We start from the raw sequence: 16,394 nt of genomic DNA, 5'->3' as shown, positions 1-16,394 counted from the left end.
CGACTGTCACGGTAACGATATCGATACCTCTCGGCTTCTAGTGTCCGCTCATTGGACTGCTGGAGGCCTCGAGGATGGCGCCTGACTACAATACATTGTTACTCGCCATCGGCCTTGCAGGCTTTTGCCTGTCGGCAACGCTTTTTGCCTCCTGGCTTTCGGCGAAGGTCGAGCGTTTCCTGCTCTCGTGGTCCATCGGTATCGGCTGCATCGTGCCGGCGGTGGTGATCTACAGCCTCTACATCGAGCGCCCGAGCGTTACTGTCGGCTGCCTGGCCTTCCTGCTGCAGTTCCTCGGCTTTTCCTTCATTTACGGCGCGGCTTATCGCTTCCGCACGGGTCAGAGCGGGCGCCGGCGCATCATCGGCGTGTGTGCCGCCTGCGCGGCGATGTCCCTGCCATGGCTTGTCGGCGGTTATGACGGCCTTGCCTTCATCGCGCTCAACCTGCTGATCACGGCCTGCCTCGTGGCGACCGCCCGTGAATATTGGTGGGGCAGGGCGGAAGCGCCCTTACCGCTGACCGGCATCGTGATCCTCTACCTGTTGACGGCGCTGTCCTTCCTGCTGTGTGCGGGCGTGCTCATCCATGACGGCAAATGGGTGATGGGCCATGCGCCCGACAATTGGGCCGAAAACCTCAATCTGATCGTGGCGATCATGGGCATTACCGGCATCGGTGCCATGTCGCTGGCGCTCAACCAGTGGCGCGTTGCCGGCAATCATCATCGCGCCGCCATGACGGATGCGCTGACCGGGCTGTTGAACCGCCGCGCGCTGTTCGATCGCTACGACGCACAAGCCGTGACCCCGCATATGGCGGCCATCGCCTTCGACCTCGACAATTTCAAATCCGTCAACGACCGCTACGGCCACGCCGCGGGCGACGTGGTGCTGAAGATCTTTGCCGACGTCCTGCGTGACGCCTGCGGCGATGCGGCCTGCATGGCCCGCCTCGGCGGCGAGGAGTTCATCGTCGTGCTGGATCGCACCCTGCCGGATCGCGCCCAGCGCGCCGCCGAGCGCATCCGCATGGACTTTGTGGCAAAGCTCATCCCGATCGGCCGGCGCAGCATCACCTGCACGGTGAGCGCCGGCATCGCCTTCGGCCGCGATGACGGCGTCAGCTTCGACAGCCTGCTCAGCAACGCCGACAAGGCGCTCTATGCGGCAAAGCGTGCTGGCCGCAATCGCGTCTCGCTCGCCGCCTGAGGTCTCACGCGCCGGGTTCGCCCTCCCAGTAGTCGACCTCCTCGCCATAGCGGCGGATGCTGGTGAAATTCGTCGGGCCGCCGGTGGCCGGGCGGGTCTTTGCCAGGAACTTCCCCGAATCCGGATATTCGCAGATCTCGGTCGCGGCCATCGAGGAGATGGCGAGATATTTCAGCGGAACCGTACCGGTATTGATGATCTGGTGCGCCGTCTCCGGTCCGCCGGCCGGCGCGCCCAGCACATCGCCGGGGCCGATCAGGTGCCGCTCCTCGCCGAAACGATAGGTGCCGTGACCTTCCAGGATGACGAAAAGCTCGTCCTCGACATGGTGGTTGTGGAACGGACAGCTGGACTTGCCCGGCGGCACCTCGCTGTAGCCGATGCCGAGGTTCTTCAGACCGAGCGCCTTGCCGAAGGCCGTGTCGGTGCTTTCATAGAGACTGCCCTGCGTCCAGTGCTCCAACTTCAGTTTGGCAAGCGTGACGATGGGCGGTGTTTCTGTGCTCATTCCTGTCTTCCTCTTGACAATGGCGCATTGTTCCCATTTTGTTCTGCGGTGTCAATGCCGGGCGGTCACGTGGCGCGCGGCGGGGAGGGCTCAAATGGCCGCATCCGGTGGAAAACTCTTGCCAAGCCCGGCCCGTCGTGGTTTGACCCCGCTTCCGCCCGCATTTGCGTGGCCTGCCTCCAAATTTCAGGTGACTCATGGCCAACACCGATAATCCCCATCTCCTCATCGTCGAGGCACGCTTCTACGACGACATGGCCGATGCGATGCTCGACGGCGCCAAGGGCGCGCTCGATGCCGCCGGTGCCACCTATGATATCGTGACCGTCATGGGCGCGCTCGAAATCCCCGCGGCCGTCGCCATGGCGCTGGACGGTATGGAAAACGGCGGCACCTGGTATGACGGTTTCGTCGCGCTCGGCATGGTCATCCGTGGCGAGACCTACCATTTCGATATCGTCGCCAATGAATCGAGCCGTGCGCTCATGGATCTCGCCGTCAGCGAAAGCCTGCCGATCGGCAACGGCATCCTGACCGTCGAGAACGACGAGCAGGCCTGGGCGCGCGCCCGCCGCTCGGAAGGCGACAAGGGTGGCTTTGCCGCCCGCGCGGCGCTGACGATGATCGACCTGAAGAAGAAACTGGGCGGCGAACAGTGAGCACGGACAAGGACCAGCAGCCGGTAAAGCCGGCCAACCAGCGCGGCGCAGCCCGCCTTGCCGCCGTGCAGGCGCTCTACCAGATGGATATCGGCGGTTCGGGCGTGCTCGAAGTCGTCGCCGAATACGAGACGCACCGGCTCGGCCAGGAAGTCGACGGCGATACCTATCTGAAGGCCGACGCCTCGTGGTTCCGCTCGATCGTCTCGGGCGTCGTGCGCGACCAGCGCCTGCTCGATCCGCTGATCGGCACCGCCCTTCAGGACGATTGGGCGCTGTCGCGTCTTGATTCCACCGTGCGCGCCATTCTGCGTGCGGGCACCTTCGAGCTGAAGGAACGCAAGGACGTGCCGATCGCGGTGATCGTCACGGAATATGTCGAGATCGCCAAGGCGTTCTTCGAGGATGAAGAGCCCAAGCTGGTAAACGCGGTGCTGGACCGGATCGCCAAGCAACTTCGGCCCGACGCGCGAAAATAAGCACACGCAAGTAACGGTAGGTCGCATGAGCACGGGGTCGGTCGAAGGTCTTGAACGGGAGCTTTCGGCCGCACGCCGCAATGTCTTCCTTTTGATGTTTGCGCAGGCGCTGCTGGCGTCTGCCGGGCCGATTGCCTTCTCCATCGGCGGGCTCGCCGGCTACAACCTGCTCGGCGAGGACAAGTCGCTGGCGACGGCCCCGCTGACCGGCTTCAATATCGGCGTGGCGCTTGGCGCCGTCTTCGTGGCGATCGCCGCCCGCATGCTCGGCCGTGCCTATGGTTTCATCGTCGGCGCCCTGATCGGCGCTGCCGGCGGTATCCTTGCCGCCATTGCGCTCTTCCGCAGCGATTTCTGGTTGTTTGCCGCCGGCTTCGTGCTGATCGGCATTTCCGGCGGCTTCACGCAAAAAATCCGCTTTGCGGCCGCCGATGCCTCGCCTTCCTTTTACAAGCCGCGTGCCATCTCGTGGATACTGGCCGGCGGCGTCATTTCCGCCATTCTCGGCCCGCAGGTGGTGATCCTCACCAAGGATCTGTTCGAGCCGGTGCTGTTTGCCGGCGCCTTCGTGGCGCTCGCGCCGCTCTGCCTTTCCGCCATCGTGCTTTTCCTGTTCCTGCGTCTGCCCGACCATAAGGCGGCGGGTGTGGCGAGCGGGCAGGCGGTCCGGCCGCTCAGCGAGATCGTGCTGACGCAGCGCTTCCTCACAGGCATGATCTGCGGCATCTCCACCTATGCCTTGATGACCTTCATGATGACCGGCGCGCCGCTTGCCATGGTCATCGGCTGCGGCTTCTCGCCGGAAATGGCCACACTCGGCATCCAGTGGCACGTGCTCGCCATGTTCGCGCCGAGCTTCTTCACCGGCATGCTGATCCAGCGTTTCGGCGCGGAAAAGGTCGTGGCCGCCGGTCTCGTGATCCTCATGGGCTGCGCGACTGTGGCGCATGCGGGCATCGAACTCTGGAACTTCTGGGGGGCGCTGATCCTGCTCGGCGTGGGCTGGAACTTCGGTTTCATCGGCGCCACCGCCATCGTCGCTTCCAGCTACCGGCCGCACGAGGCCGACAAGGTACAGGGCTTCCACGACATCATCCTGTTCGGTGCGGTGGCGCTCGCCTCGTTCTCCTCGGGCAAGGTGTTCAACGCCTATGGCTGGCAGACGATCAACCTTTTGTTCTGGCCGATCACGGGCATCAGCCTCGCTCTCGTCCTGCTTTTGCTTTTCCGCAATCGCCGCGCCACCGTCTAATCGGTTCAGATCGGTCGCCGCCAAAAAATCCGTTTTCTAGAAGTGGTTGCCGCAGTGCGGCGACTTGACGCAACCGATTCGCAAACGCACTCTGGCCGCGCGCCGGCCCCTGTCTTGTGAGGAGGCAAGCAGGAGCGGGCGCATATCGGCTGCGGGGAGAGGACCCCGTGGTTTCCTAGGAGGACAGAGCGAAATGACCATATTGTTTGGCGTTATCGCATGCGGGTTGCTTTCGGTGGTCTATGCCATCTGGGCGACACGGTCGGTGCTTGCCGCCGACCAGGGGAATGCCCGCATGCAGGAAATTGCAGGTTATATCCGGGAAGGGGCGCAGGCCTACCTCACCCGGCAGTACAAGACCATTGCCGTCGTCGGTGTTGTCGTCTTCGTCGGCACCTGGCTGCTTCTTTCCGCTACGGCCGCCATCGGGTTTCTGATCGGCGCCGTCCTGTCTGGCGTTGCCGGGTTTATCGGCATGCATGTGTCCGTCCGCGCCAATGTGCGCACGGCGCAGGCCGCGTCCGTCAGCCTGTCCTCCGGCCTCGACATCGCCTTCAAGTCGGGTGCGATCACCGGCATGCTGGTGGCCGGCCTCGCCCTTCTCGGCGTATCCATCTACTATTGGGTGCTCACCGGCGTTCTAGGCCAGGAGCCGGCCTCCCGCGAGGTCATCGACGCGCTCGTCGCGCTCGGCTTCGGCGCCTCGCTCATCTCCATCTTCGCCCGTCTCGGCGGCGGTATCTTCACCAAGGGTGCCGACGTCGGCGGCGACCTCGTCGGCAAGGTGGAAGCCGGTATTCCCGAAGACGACCCGCGCAACCCGGCGACCATCGCCGACAATGTCGGCGACAATGTCGGCGACTGCGCCGGCATGGCGGCCGACCTTTTCGAGACCTATGCGGTGACGGTCGTCGCCACCATGGTTCTGGCAGCCATCTTCTTTGCGGGCACGCCGGTCCTGGCATCCGCCATGATTTATCCGCTGGCCATCTGCGGTGCCTGCATCATCACCTCGATCATTGGCTCGTTCTTCGTCAAGCTCGGCGCGAACGGCTCGATCATGGGTGCCCTCTACAAGGGCCTCATCGTCACCGGCTTGCTGTCGGTTCTCGGCCTTGGCGCCGCGACCTCGCTGACGGTCGGCTGGGGCACCATCGGCACCGTTGCCGGCAAGGAGATCACGGGCACGAACCTCTTCATCTGCGGTCTGCTCGGCCTCGTGGTGACGGCGCTCATCGTGGTGATCACCGAGTACTACACCGGCACCAACAAGCGCCCGGTGAATTCCATCGCCCAGGCTTCGGTGACCGGCCACGGCACCAACGTCATCCAGGGCCTTGCCGTTTCGCTGGAATCGACGGCACTGCCGGCAATCGTCATCGTCGGCGGCATCATCTCGACCTACCAGCTCGCCGGCCTGTTCGGCACCGGCATCGCGGTGACGGGCATGCTCGGCATTGCCGGCATGATCGTGGCGCTAGACGCCTTCGGCCCGGTCACGGACAATGCCGGCGGCATCGCCGAAATGTCCCACCTGCCGCCGGAAGTGCGCAAGTCGACCGACGCGCTCGATGCCGTCGGCAACACGACCAAGGCCGTGACCAAGGGCTATGCGATCGGTTCGGCGGGCCTCGGCGCGCTCGTGCTTTTCGCCGCTTATTCGAACGATCTGAAATACTTCGCAGCGAATAGCGACAAGTATCCATACTTCGCGGATATGGGGCCGATCTCCTTCGACCTCTCAAACCCCTATGTCGTTGCCGGCCTGATCTTCGGCGGCCTCATCCCGTATCTCTTCGGCGGCATCGCCATGACGGCCGTCGGCCGGGCGGCGGGTTCGATCGTCGAGGAAGTGCGCCGGCAGTTCCGCGAAAAGCCCGGCATCATGGCCGGCACGGAGCGTCCGGACTACGGCCGCGCGGTCGATCTTCTCACCAAGGCGGCGATCCGGGAAATGGTCGTGCCGTCGCTACTGCCGGTTCTGGCGCCGCTCGTCGTCTATTTCGGCGTGCTGCTGATATCAGGCTCGAAGGCCTCTGCCTTCGCGGCACTCGGCGCCTCGCTTCTCGGCGTCATTGTCAACGGCCTGTTCGTGGCGATCTCCATGACCTCGGGCGGCGGCGCCTGGGACAATGCCAAGAAGAGCTTTGAAGACGGTTTCGTCGATAAGGACGGCACGCGTCACATGAAGGGTTCGGAAGCCCACAAGGCCTCCGTCACCGGCGATACCGTCGGCGACCCCTACAAGGACACGGCCGGCCCCGCCGTGAACCCGGCCATCAAGATCACCAATATCGTGGCCTTGCTGCTGCTCGCCGTTCTCGCCTGACCGGTACGGCGCTCAAAAGAAAACCGCGGGGAGCGATCCCCGCGGTTTTTTGATTCCGTATGGAAGAAGCCGATGCTTACTTCTGCGCGCCGAGCGCGTTCTGCACCATGCTGGCCGGGTTTGCGCCGCCCTTCAAGAGCTGGCCGAGGAAGGTGAGTTCCGCGCCGCCCGTCGGCGTGACGCGCGAGATCATGTCGAAGACCTTGCCATCCTGCAGCGTGTAATGCGCCAGACGCTCGACATTGCCGTCCTTGTTGAAATAGACGGCGAGAATGCTCTGCTCAACGAGCTTCGGCTTCATGAAGGCGACCGGGCGGGTGCGCTTCTGCGAGACGTAGTAGAAGACTTCGTTGTCGAAGGTCGCGGTCGAGGACGGCGAGCCGAGGGACAGGAGAACCTGCTCGCGCGAAGAGCCGACCGGAGCCAGCGCCAGCGTCTGCTCGTCCACGATATAGCCCTGGTTAAGGACTTCGCCGGTGCCCTGGCAGCCTGCGAGGATGGACGCGGAGAGGGTGGCGGCAATGGCGGCGTTACGCAACAGCTTCATCTTCACAGAATCTCTCTTCACAACATCCCAGGGACTATGATGGCCGCGCAGCCATTGCAATTCATGCCTGCTTCGGTAAACCAGCTTCAAGCCTCATGCAACATGACTTGCAACGGCTCCATGGTTTGAATCGGGCAAAACTAGGCTTTATGATGATTTTCGGCCTGTTCGGCAAAAAAAACGGCAACCGGCGCATCGTCGAAAAGCAATATGCGACGCTGACGACGGCCGCGCGCCATCCCTATCTCTATGAAGCGCTTGACGTTCCCGACACCGTCATGGGCCGTTTCGAAATGCTGTCGGCGATGCTGATCCTCTACTTCCGCCGCACGCGGACGGGCGGCACGTCGGGCCAGGAAATCGCCCAGGAGATCGTCGATGCGTTCTTCGAGGACGTCGACCACTCGATTCGCGAGCTCGGCGTCGGCGATGTCGGCGTGCCCAAGCGCATGAAGAAATTTGCCGGCATGTTCTACGGCAGGCTGGAATCCTATGCGGCGGCACTCGATAGCGGCAACCGCGCAGGGCTGGCGGCAGCGCTGCGGCGCAACATCTACCCCGAAGCGGGTGAAGGCGCGCCCGCTATGGGGGGGCTTGCGGACTATCTCTTCGCAGCCGAGGCGGCGATGGCCGCGGTCAGCGACGATGACATCAAGACGGGCGTGCTCACGGTTCTCGAGCCCGGCCGCGACGAACACGCCGCCTGAGGGCGGCCGGAAGGCGATAGGATGAAAAAAGACGACGAACCGCCGTTCTCCTACCTGGTCAAGGTCGGTCATATCTCGGCAAACCCGGTCGAGGTGACGCTGAGCGCCAATGACAGGGAACGAGCGGGCCTGGCCGAGCTCTGGTCCGTGCTCGAGGTGAAGGCGCTGGCAGCGACCTTCACCGTGCAGCGCTGGAAGCGGGACGGCGTGCGCCTGAAGGGCCGCGTCACGGCGGATATCGTGCAGGCCTGCGTGGTGACGCTCGATCCCGTCGAGGCCAATATCGATGAGCCGGTCGAAGCCGTCTTCGTGCCGGAGGGCTCCAAGCTTGCGCGCATTCCGGTTTCCATCGAGACCGGCGAGATGCTGCTCGATCCCAACGGGCCGGATGCGCCGGAAATCTTCACCGGCGATACGATCGATGCCGGCGCGGTGGCGGCCGAATATGCGGCCCTTGCCATCGAGCCCTATCCGCGAAAGCCCGATATCGCCTTTTCCGGCCATATCGAAAGCAGCGACAAAGAGGACAAAAAACCGTCGCCTTTTGCCGTTCTGAAGGACTGGAAAAAAGACTGAACCGGCTCGCAAGCGTCGGATAATTCAGTTGTGCACCCCGCGAAAAGCGGTATTTTGGCCGAATTCCGCCGCGGTGGCTTCTCCGCCGCTGGAAAACGAGAACTAAGGCAAGACACGCGTGGTCAGAATTTCCATTGACGTCATGGGAGGCGATTTCGGTCCGAAGGTCGCTATTCCTGGCGCAGCCAAGGCCCTTGAGCGCCATCCTGAAATCCGCTTCGTCCTTTTCGGCAATGCCGCTGAATGCGAACCGATCCTGGCGCAGCACCCGAAGCTGAAGGCCGCGAGCACCTTCCACCATTGCGACGTCGCCGTCGCGATGGACGAGAAGCCGAGCCAGGCCTTGCGCCGCGGCCGCGGCAAATCCTCGATGTGGCAGGCGGTCGATGCGGTCGCCAAGGACCAGGCCGATGTCGCGGTTTCCGCCGGCAACACCGGTGCGCTCATGGCCATGTCGAAATTCTGCCTGCGCATGATGGCCAATATCGAACGCCCGGCGATCGCCGGCATCTGGCCGACGCTGAAGGGCGAAAGCATCGTGCTCGACATCGGCGCGACGATCGGTGCGGACGCCAACCAGCTGTTCGACTTCGCTTTGATGGGCGGCGCCATGGCGCGCGCGCTGTTCGAGATCGACAGGCCGACACTCGGCCTGCTCAATGTCGGCGTGGAAGAGATCAAGGGCCAGGAAGAAGTGAAGGCTGCCGGCCAGCTGATCCGCGAGGCCAATTTCGACACGATCGACTACTACGGTTTCGTGGAAGGCGACGATATCGGTCGCGGCACGGTGGACGTGGTGGTCACGGAAGGTTTTGCCGGCAACATCGCCTTAAAGGCGGCGGAAGGCACGGCGCGGCAGATCGCGGAATACCTGCGGGCGGCCATGTCGCGCACCTGGCTTGCCAAGCTCGGCTATATTCTGGCCAAGAGCGCCTTCGACCGCGTGCGAGAGAAGATGGATCCGCGCAAGGTTAATGGCGGCGTGTTCCTCGGCCTCAACGGCATCGTCATCAAGAGCCATGGCGGCACGGATGCCGAGGGTTTCGCGGCGGCTGTCGACGTTGGCTACGACATGGCCCGCAACGGCCTGAAGCAGAAGATCGAAAACGATTTGCAGAAGTATCATGCCGGCCGCCCCGTTGAAGGCGCTGCCCAGAGCATGAGCGACGAGGTATAGAATGATCCGTTCAGTGGTCCGCGGTTTCGGAACAGCGCTTCCGAAGCGGGTACTCACCAATGCCGAACTGGAAAGCATGGTCGACACGTCCGATGAATGGATCGTGCAGCGCACCGGCATCCAGCAGCGTTATATCGCAGGCGAAGGCGAGACGACCGCCTCGCTCGGCGAGGGCGCCGCGCGCGCCGCACTCGACAAGGCCGGCCTGACGGCCGCCGATATCGACCTCATCATCGTCGCGACCTCGACGCCCGACAACACTTTCCCGGCGACCGCCGTCAACATTCAGAACCGCCTCGGCATGCATCACGGCTTCGCCTTCGACGTCCAGGCCGTCTGTTCCGGCTTCGTCTATGCGGTGACCACGGCGGATGCCTATATCCGCGGCGGCCTTGCCAAGCGCGTGCTGGTTATCGGTGCGGAAACCTTCTCGCGCATTCTCGACTGGACCGACCGCACGACCTGCGTGCTGTTCGGCGATGGCGCCGGCGCCATCGTGCTGGAAGCGCAGGAGGGCGCGGGGACCAATGCGGACCGCGGCGTACTGACGACGCAGCTCCGTTCCGACGGCGCGCACCGCGACAAGCTCTTCGTCGACGGCGGCCCCTCCACCACGGGCACGGTCGGCCATCTGCGCATGGAGGGCCGCGAGGTTTTCAAGCACGCCGTGGGCATGATCACCGACGTGGTCTACTCCTCCTTCGATGCGACCGGCCTTACGGCCGACGATATCGACTGGCTGGTGCCGCATCAGGCCAACAAGCGCATCATCGACGGTTCGGCCAAGAAGCTCGGCATTCCCTTGGAAAAGGTCGTCGTCACCGTCGATCAGCACGGCAATACGTCGGCCGCGTCGATCCCGCTGGCGCTGGCCGCGGCGGTGAATGACGGCCGAATCAAGGAAGGCGATATCGTGCTTCTGGAGGCCATGGGCGGCGGCTTTACCTGGGGCGCGGTGCTGCTTCGCTGGTAGGGGAGCGGCGTCGCCGTCGCACCGCTTGACCGGAGGGGGCAAGGACAATACTCTCCTGCCACTAACCATACGCTTTCAATAGGAAATCGGTGAGGGACGATGAGCGGCAAGACGGTGACACGCGCAGATTTGGCCGAATCGGTTTTCCGAAAGGTCGGCCTTTCCAGAACCGAATCGGCGGAGCTTGTCGAAACCGTGATCGACGAGATCTGCAACGCCATCGTCCGGGGTGAGAGCGTGAAACTCTCCTCCTTCGCGACCTTCCAGGTGCGCGACAAGAACGAGCGCATCGGCCGCAATCCGAAGACCGGCGAGGAAGTGCCGATCTCGCCGCGCCGCGTCATGACCTTCAAGGCCTCGAACGTGCTGAAGCAGCGTGTGCTCAAGCAGCACCTCTCGCGCAAGGCCAAGCAGAAGCCGGCTTCCCCCGCATCCTGAACTACGACCGCGTTGCCGTCGTTCCTCGATAGGTAGTTTCACGGCCGAAGTGGGCGCTGTGCTGCCCGTTTGTCGCAGGTTTCGGTACTTTTTATGCCTGTTGGCGCTCCCTCGGCAATTTGAAACTTGAATATCGCCCCGCAAGCCGCTGAAATGAATACGATTCGGCAGCGCGCTTCTCGCGCGGCCGCCGTGAACATTCATCGAGGACAGAATGGACAAGAGTCCGGACGCTTTCCGCACCATCAGCGAGGTCGCCGACGATCTCGACCTGCCGCAGCACGTGCTGCGCTTCTGGGAAACGCGCTTCACGCAGATCAAGCCGATGAAGCGCGGCGGCGGGCGTCGTTACTACCGTCCCGAGGATGTGGATCTCCTGAAGGGCATCCGCCATCTGCTCTATGATCACGGCTATACGATCAAGGGCGTGCAGAAGCTCCTGAAGCTCAACGGCAACAAATTCGTAGCTGCGATTGCCAGCGGCGATCTGGCGACCGTCGAGGCGCTGGCCGCAGCAAGCCACGAGGAACCGACGCCGCCGAAGGCTGGCAGTGACGAGGACCAGATTGTCGGCCGCGCCAAGGCCCCGACCAGCCGCCGCTTCTTCTCCTTCGTCGGCGGCGGTGACGACGCGCCGGAAATCTCGCTCGGCAAGACCAGCGTCGGCAAGGAAGACCGCGCCCTCCTGCAGGAGGCGCTGTACGATCTTCTGGAGTGCAAGCGCCTGCTCGACCAGGTGCGCTGAGGCTCCTTCGCGTGACGCGACCGGGTCGGCTGAATTCAAACCCGGTGGTCGGTCGTCGAAAAGGTAAAGCCCAGCACAATGGCCGGGCCAACTTGCGTCACCCTTGGTGTCCGCCTTCGGTTATTTCGCCACGACGGGGAAGGGGGTGCCGGGCAAAAGTCGCTGAAGCAGCGGCGAGCGCCCCATTTCCTTTATCCGCCGGCGGATCGCCTTGTTTTCCGGCGCGAGTTCGCGTGCCTTTTCAAGGCGCGCGATGGCTTTCTGGGTTTCTCCGTGTTTGTAGAAAGCCTCTGCGGCCTGGCGATAGTGGTTCGGTTTCTTGGGAAGAAGGCCGGACACTTGATCGAACAGCGCAGCGGCTTCGGCATAACGCTGCTGTTCGAAAGCCGCACGCCCAGCCGCAACGATTGCCGGCGGCTTCGGTGGGTTCCAGGCTTTGGCGGGGGCTGTCGGTTTCTTGGGGGTGGCCAGTTTCTGGGAAACGAGCGACTCTCGATAGAGATCGTAGACCGGCGCCTTGACGTTGGTCAGCATGATCGCGTCGCCGACATCGAGGATGCGTTCGCCAAGAAAATTGACGCGATAATAGTCGATCCGGTCGGTGATGGTGAGGCGTGCCTTGTCGGTGTTCATCCGCTCGGAAACGGTGAAGGTGCCAAAGGAGTAGAAGTCCTCTATCAGGTAGGAAAGGAAGCGCTGCCGGCTGTCCTGATCGACGGTGAAGCCCTCGCGCAGAAGAGAGAGCACCGTTTCGACCGTATAGGCCTCCCGATTGAGCCCCGGATCCGAATAGAAGGCCTGGGCGGTGTGGATCGCCGGCTTTCCGAAGAGTATCGACAGGACGCCAACGCCCGAATTCATCAGGAGAATGTAGTCCGTGATGTCGAGCAGGTCCTTGATATGCATGTCGCCGACATCGATCGCGCCGGGAATTTCTTCCTGCACGGAGGAAAGCGGGTGGTTCTTGAACAGGACGACCCAGTCGGCGGGAAGCGCCCGGGTGACGTCGCGCACGAGCGACACGAAATTATCGAAGGAGCCTATCCCGCCGGCAAAGAAGTTGACTGTCGTGTCGGCGCGCGACTGGAAGGGGACGAAAAGCACTTTCTTGTCGCGCGGCAGGCCGAGCTTCTGAAGGGCGGCGCGCACGCCGAGGCGTGTTCCCTGCTTTTCAAGCGTCGCCGACGATGAGGTTTCCGAGGCGATATAGTCCTTGACGCGCTGGAGGCGGTTTTCATCGAGCACCGCCGGCCAGTGCTCGCGCTGATAGCGCGTGCTCTCGCAGCAGAAGCCGGTGTCGTCGATGAACATCGAGTCGGTCAGCGCTCCGCGTTCCACCACGAGATAAGGGATGCCGGCGTCGCGTATCCTGGCGTAGGTCTCCCGCCGGCGCTCGCTGGCATAGGGATTGGTGAAGATCACGCGATTGATGTTGTTCGTGCGGATATAGTCGACGATATCGATATCGTCGAAAGCCTCGTACCCCTTCACCTCCAGCTCGCCCCAGAGTGGCATGAGGGAGGGATTGTAGGCAAAGGTGCCCTTGCCGAAGATAAGCGACTTGCCCTTGTCCTGCGCGGCGAGCGCCGGAAGGAAATGTCCCTCCGCATCGAAGCGTTCTATGCAGGCGCGAAACAGGGCCTTGTTTTCCTGATGCTGCTCCTTGTTACGCCAGGCCGGATCTTTCAGGTGATGGGCATGGAAGATGAAGATGCCTTTGCGTGACAGCAGTTCGGCATGCAAGCGGAACTGCGCCCGCCAGCCGCGATAGGCCGAATGGCTGCTGTAGCCGCTCTCGATCAGCCAAGTATGATCTGTGGGCGAGACGAACTGCTGATTGGCGCGCACGAGCCGATAGGCATATTCGAGGTCTTCCAGGCCCCAGCCGTTGAACTGATCGTTGTACCCGCCGATGGCGAGATAATACATGCGGTTGACGATGATGACGGAGCTTGCCGGCAGGAACGTCGTGACGAGATTGCCGCCGGTCAGGAAGTCATGCACGATTGCATTCTTGGACAGGTTTCCCGTGAGAGCATTCTCGGTCGCCTGTTCGGAAAGATAGAGCGCCGGCACGGTGATGAAGCGGTCGGAATGATCGTGCAGGTTCTGCAGCGTGATCTCGTCGAGCAGGTCCTGATAAAAGCCCGGATAGGGGAAGAGATCCACGTCCTCATGCATGACGAAGGTCGAGCGTGCGCAGGAAACGCCGATATTGCGAGCTGTCGCGGCGCAGAAATTCGCCTTGTCGCTGTCGACCCGCAGATAGTCGAAGCCGAGCTCCTCGCAGATCGCCATCATCCGCAGCGCGTCCTCGCGCTGCGAGCCCTCATCGACGACAAGGAACGAGACGGCGGAGGGAATGCGGGTGTCCAGCAGACGATTGCGCAGGCGGCCCACCATATCATAGTGGGCGGCGGCCCGGATCGTGATGATGACTGTCAGAACGGGTTGCGTGATGGTCGAGTTGATAACCAGCCCGGCAGTGTCTTTTTGCATGAGCGTCGCTTCCCCTGAAGGCCTGCGTTACGGCGGCACGACATGCCGCCAATCATCGATTGAAGCATCGCTTAGCTGCTGTTTTTGACAGTTTGATTACAGTCGATCCTATGAGGGCGGCGTGGTTCTTCAAGTACGCCGACCTCGCGCTGGATTCACTGGCGATCAGGGATTTGCGCGCCGAATGGGTGTCGCGATGTAGCGATGAGCCCACAGGAAAATGACAGCTCCGGCATCGATTCCCTTCAGGGATGACCTTGCTGGAAATGCCGGATGAGGCAGCCGTCACGTCGTCGGCCGAACCGTCTTGTCCGCACAGGAATCGAGCCTGAATGGCCCCCGCCGCACGTTCCCGTTTGCCTGATCATGTCACATATAATTCAATCAATGAGTGTTATTTTATTTATTATCCTGTTGAAATAACTTCATAAAATTCACAAAAGTTTGTCGCAAAACTGTCGCATGCGCGAAATGCGTGTCTTTCCGGCAACGCTCGGACCGTCCACCATCGTCACACTTCAGTCACAATTCGCTTTGGCGATTGAGGCCATTCTCGGTCTGGGTAATTTCCCGCCAGCCGGCTGCGGGATTGCACTTCCGCTTGCCCGGTGGCCGGGGCATCCGCGAGGCAGATCGTCTTGTGGAGAGGGGTCCGGCCCCATGAATCAAACGGAGATTAAAAATGAACATCAAGGGCTTTCTCATCGGCTCCGCCGCTGCCCTCGTTACGGTTTCGGGCGCTCACGCCGCAGACGCTATCGTCGCTGCCGAGCCTGAGCCGATGGAATATGTCCGCGTCTGCGACGCGTTCGGCACCGGTTACTTCTATATTCCGGGCACGGAAACCTGCCTCAAGATTGGCGGCTACGTTCGCATGGACGTCCGCGGCGGCGAATTGCTTGGCCTTAATGCCAATGAGGCAAACGGTTCGCTCGGCGACGAATGGGACACGCGCTCGCGCTTCGACCTGCGCATCTCTACGGCTTCGGACACCGAATACGGCGCTCTGAAAACCTATGCGGAGCTTCGCTTCAACTGGCGCCAAGGCAATAACACGACTGAACTGCGCCATGCTTATATCGACCTCGCCGGCTTCCGCGTTGGTAAGACGGAGTCGGCCTTCATCACGTTCACTGACAATGCGGGTGCGGTCCTTGTCGATGACCTCATCGACTTCGGTCCCGATGAAGCCAATGTCATCCAGTATAATTACAAGGCCGACAACGGTATCACCGCCGTTCTCTCGCTTGAAGATTTTGCTGATGCCGGTAACGACTACGTCCCGAACATTGTTGGTGGCGTTGGTTACGCTGGTGAATCTTTCGAGGCTCGCGTTCTTGGCGGTTACGATTCGAGCCTCGAAGAAGGCGCGATCAAGGCGCGCCTCGACGGTGACTTCGGCAGCTTCTCGGCCTTCGTTATGGCCGGCTGGAACACCAATGGCGATTTCCGCAACGACTACGCGACTTGGGATGGCGACTGGGCTGTCTGGGGTGGTGCGTCGGTCGGCCTGACCGAGCGCGTCAAGCTCAACGCACAGCTCGCCTATGACGACAGCGAAACCTTCGTTGCCAACGCCAACGTCGCCTTCACGGTCGTTCCTGGCTTCGTCGTCACGCCGGAAGTGGTCTATCGTGACCGCGACGCCGACGGCAGCGCATGGGGCGGTATCGTCCGCTTCCAGCGCTCGTTCTAAGTTGGCCTGATCCTCCAGTCGGCTGACGGCCCGGTCCCGCAAATGCAGGGCCGGGCTCGTTTTTTGAAACAGTCCGTGACGTGAATGGCTTTAGCGCCGTATAGCGCGCGCGATGGCAATGAGGATGCAAGCGCCGGCGAAGCCGGCGATGAGATAGCCGATCCACCCGCCGAGCGAGACGCCGATCAGGCTGAGCACGAGGTTTGCCACGGCCGCGCCGACGATGCCGAGCACGATGTTCATTAGAACACCCATGTTGCTTTTCATGAACATTTCGGCGAGCCAGCCGGCGATACCGCCGATGATTATGGCCGCGATCCAGCCGATCCCTGCGTCTTCCATTCCCGTCTCCTCAAGCTTCAAAAGCTACCGGTAATAATAGCCGGGGAGAGAACGCGTAAAGCGCCGCAAAGTTCCATTTTGGAACTGCGGGCGTGGGGAAATATTTAGGAGAGAAATGGTCGGAATGGCGGGATTCGAACCCACGACCCCTTGACCCCCAGTCAAGTGCGCTACCGGGCTGCGCTACATTCCGGACCGACGAAACCCCTATAGTCTCGATCCCCTGGATGCAAGCCAAAAAAACAGCTTGATCGCA

General features: G+C 62.1%; 16 protein-coding genes and 1 tRNA gene. 12 read left to right on the top strand and 5 right to left on the bottom strand.

Going from position 1 to position 16,394, the window contains the following annotated elements; translation table 11 throughout:
- The first annotated feature begins 74 nt into the window (after positions 1-74).
- A complete protein-coding gene (locus AC27VQ_RS11020) occupies positions 75-1,211 on the top strand; it encodes a GGDEF domain-containing protein (RefSeq protein ID WP_488716283.1) in 1,137 nt (378 codons plus the stop codon).
- Positions 1,212-1,215: 4 nt separating this feature from the next.
- On the opposite strand, the gene AC27VQ_RS11015 is transcribed toward AC27VQ_RS11020, so the two are convergent.
- Positions 1,216-1,719: a cupin domain-containing protein gene (locus tag AC27VQ_RS11015; protein WP_488716282.1), complete on the bottom strand. Its 504-nt coding sequence runs from the start codon at positions 1,717-1,719 to the stop codon at positions 1,216-1,218.
- A 197-nt stretch (positions 1,720-1,916) separates the two neighbouring features.
- Between AC27VQ_RS11015 and ribH the strand changes: the two genes are divergently transcribed.
- The 4 genes from ribH (at position 1,917) to AC27VQ_RS10995 (ending at position 6,438) form a co-directional block, all read left to right on the top strand.
- Positions 1,917-2,378, top strand: coding sequence for a 6,7-dimethyl-8-ribityllumazine synthase (gene ribH, locus AC27VQ_RS11010; protein WP_313522422.1), 462 nt, complete (start codon positions 1,917-1,919; stop codon positions 2,376-2,378).
- Positions 2,375-2,857, top strand: a complete 483-nt coding sequence (gene nusB, locus AC27VQ_RS11005) for a transcription antitermination factor NusB (RefSeq protein WP_313522423.1) — start codon at positions 2,375-2,377, stop codon at positions 2,855-2,857. The genes ribH and nusB overlap by 4 nt, the downstream gene beginning before the upstream one ends.
- Positions 2,858-2,882: 25 nt before the next feature.
- Positions 2,883-4,109, top strand: coding sequence for an MFS transporter (locus AC27VQ_RS11000; RefSeq protein ID WP_488716281.1), 1,227 nt, complete (start codon positions 2,883-2,885; stop codon positions 4,107-4,109).
- Positions 4,110-4,302: 193 nt separating this feature from the next.
- Complete coding sequence (locus AC27VQ_RS10995; protein WP_488716280.1) at positions 4,303-6,438, top strand: sodium-translocating pyrophosphatase; 2,136 nt, start codon at positions 4,303-4,305, stop codon at positions 6,436-6,438.
- A 76-nt stretch (positions 6,439-6,514) separates the two neighbouring features.
- Here AC27VQ_RS10995 and AC27VQ_RS10990 read toward each other — a convergent pair whose 3' ends face one another.
- Positions 6,515-6,985 carry an outer membrane protein assembly factor BamE gene (locus tag AC27VQ_RS10990; RefSeq protein ID WP_421591216.1) on the bottom strand — a complete coding sequence of 157 codons (471 nt, stop codon included), beginning with the start codon at positions 6,983-6,985 and terminating at the stop codon, positions 6,515-6,517.
- A 152-nt stretch (positions 6,986-7,137) separates the two neighbouring features.
- On the opposite strand from AC27VQ_RS10990, the gene AC27VQ_RS10985 reads away from it, so the two are divergent.
- From AC27VQ_RS10985 to AC27VQ_RS10960, 6 genes are all read left to right on the top strand, one after another.
- Positions 7,138-7,692 carry a ubiquinol-cytochrome C chaperone family protein gene (locus tag AC27VQ_RS10985; protein WP_488716418.1) on the top strand — a complete coding sequence of 185 codons (555 nt, stop codon included), beginning with the start codon at positions 7,138-7,140 and terminating at the stop codon, positions 7,690-7,692.
- Between the two features lie 21 nt (positions 7,693-7,713).
- The gene (locus AC27VQ_RS10980) at positions 7,714-8,268 is read left to right on the top strand and encodes a YceD family protein (RefSeq protein WP_488716279.1); all 555 of its coding nucleotides are present in this window, start codon (positions 7,714-7,716) and stop codon (positions 8,266-8,268) included.
- A gap of 118 nt (positions 8,269-8,386) precedes the next feature.
- Complete coding sequence (plsX, locus tag AC27VQ_RS10975; protein WP_313522427.1) at positions 8,387-9,445, top strand: phosphate acyltransferase PlsX; 1,059 nt, start codon at positions 8,387-8,389, stop codon at positions 9,443-9,445.
- 1 nt (position 9,446) lies between these two features.
- On the top strand, positions 9,447-10,418 hold the full coding sequence (locus AC27VQ_RS10970; RefSeq protein WP_488716278.1) for a beta-ketoacyl-ACP synthase III: 972 nt from the start codon (positions 9,447-9,449) through the stop codon (positions 10,416-10,418).
- Positions 10,419-10,517: 99 nt separating this feature from the next.
- Entirely contained in the window at positions 10,518-10,856 is a 339-nt protein-coding gene (locus AC27VQ_RS10965) for an integration host factor subunit alpha (RefSeq protein WP_244760596.1), read from the top strand.
- 214 nt (positions 10,857-11,070) lie between these two features.
- The gene (locus tag AC27VQ_RS10960) at positions 11,071-11,601 is read left to right on the top strand and encodes a MerR family transcriptional regulator (protein WP_313522429.1); all 531 of its coding nucleotides are present in this window, start codon (positions 11,071-11,073) and stop codon (positions 11,599-11,601) included.
- A 120-nt stretch (positions 11,602-11,721) separates the two neighbouring features.
- Here the strand turns inward: AC27VQ_RS10960 and AC27VQ_RS10955 are convergent, their stop codons facing one another.
- Positions 11,722-14,100 carry a galactosyltransferase-related protein gene (locus tag AC27VQ_RS10955; protein WP_488716277.1) on the bottom strand — a complete coding sequence of 793 codons (2,379 nt, stop codon included), beginning with the start codon at positions 14,098-14,100 and terminating at the stop codon, positions 11,722-11,724.
- A 682-nt stretch (positions 14,101-14,782) separates the two neighbouring features.
- Between AC27VQ_RS10955 and AC27VQ_RS10950 the strand changes: the two genes are divergently transcribed.
- Entirely contained in the window at positions 14,783-15,796 is a 1,014-nt protein-coding gene (locus AC27VQ_RS10950) for a porin (RefSeq protein WP_488716276.1), read from the top strand.
- 90 nt (positions 15,797-15,886) lie between these two features.
- On the opposite strand, the gene AC27VQ_RS10945 is transcribed toward AC27VQ_RS10950, so the two are convergent.
- Positions 15,887-16,138, bottom strand: a complete 252-nt coding sequence (locus AC27VQ_RS10945) for a GlsB/YeaQ/YmgE family stress response membrane protein (protein WP_313522432.1) — start codon at positions 16,136-16,138, stop codon at positions 15,887-15,889.
- A gap of 116 nt (positions 16,139-16,254) precedes the next feature.
- Positions 16,255-16,331 (bottom strand) — tRNA-Pro (locus AC27VQ_RS10940).
- Positions 16,332-16,394: the final 63 nt, after the last annotated feature.

It is taken from the genome of Shinella sp. 20P9.1.1, from assembly GCF_057798995.1.
Note: the sequence above shows the minus strand (reverse complement) of the source record. Positions and strands in the feature narration are given on the sequence as shown.

What these genes read in the sequence shown, in the direction of transcription:
- AC27VQ_RS10980 (WP_488716279.1), top strand. Translation starts at nt 7,714, where the DNA reads ATGAAAAAAGACGACGAACCGCCGTTCTCCTACCTGGTCAAGGTCGGT.
- AC27VQ_RS10960 (WP_313522429.1), top strand. Translation starts at nt 11,071, where the DNA reads ATGGACAAGAGTCCGGACGCTTTCCGCACCATCAGCGAGGTCGCCGAC.
- AC27VQ_RS11000 (WP_488716281.1), top strand. Translation starts at nt 2,883, where the DNA reads ATGAGCACGGGGTCGGTCGAAGGTCTTGAACGGGAGCTTTCGGCCGCA.
- ribH (WP_313522422.1), top strand. Translation starts at nt 1,917, where the DNA reads ATGGCCAACACCGATAATCCCCATCTCCTCATCGTCGAGGCACGCTTC.
- AC27VQ_RS11020 (WP_488716283.1), top strand. Translation starts at nt 75, where the DNA reads ATGGCGCCTGACTACAATACATTGTTACTCGCCATCGGCCTTGCAGGC.
- AC27VQ_RS10945 (WP_313522432.1), bottom strand. Translation starts at nt 16,138, where the DNA reads ATGGAAGACGCAGGGATCGGCTGGATCGCGGCCATAATCATCGGCGGT.
- AC27VQ_RS10985 (WP_488716418.1), top strand. Translation starts at nt 7,138, where the DNA reads ATGATTTTCGGCCTGTTCGGCAAAAAAAACGGCAACCGGCGCATCGTC.
- AC27VQ_RS10995 (WP_488716280.1), top strand. Translation starts at nt 4,303, where the DNA reads ATGACCATATTGTTTGGCGTTATCGCATGCGGGTTGCTTTCGGTGGTC.
- AC27VQ_RS10965 (WP_244760596.1), top strand. Translation starts at nt 10,518, where the DNA reads ATGAGCGGCAAGACGGTGACACGCGCAGATTTGGCCGAATCGGTTTTC.
- AC27VQ_RS10955 (WP_488716277.1), bottom strand. Translation starts at nt 14,100, where the DNA reads ATGCAAAAAGACACTGCCGGGCTGGTTATCAACTCGACCATCACGCAA.
- AC27VQ_RS10990 (WP_421591216.1), bottom strand. Translation starts at nt 6,985, where the DNA reads ATGAAGCTGTTGCGTAACGCCGCCATTGCCGCCACCCTCTCCGCGTCC.
- AC27VQ_RS11015 (WP_488716282.1), bottom strand. Translation starts at nt 1,719, where the DNA reads ATGAGCACAGAAACACCGCCCATCGTCACGCTTGCCAAACTGAAGTTG.
- AC27VQ_RS10950 (WP_488716276.1), top strand. Translation starts at nt 14,783, where the DNA reads ATGAACATCAAGGGCTTTCTCATCGGCTCCGCCGCTGCCCTCGTTACG.
- AC27VQ_RS10970 (WP_488716278.1), top strand. Translation starts at nt 9,447, where the DNA reads ATGATCCGTTCAGTGGTCCGCGGTTTCGGAACAGCGCTTCCGAAGCGG.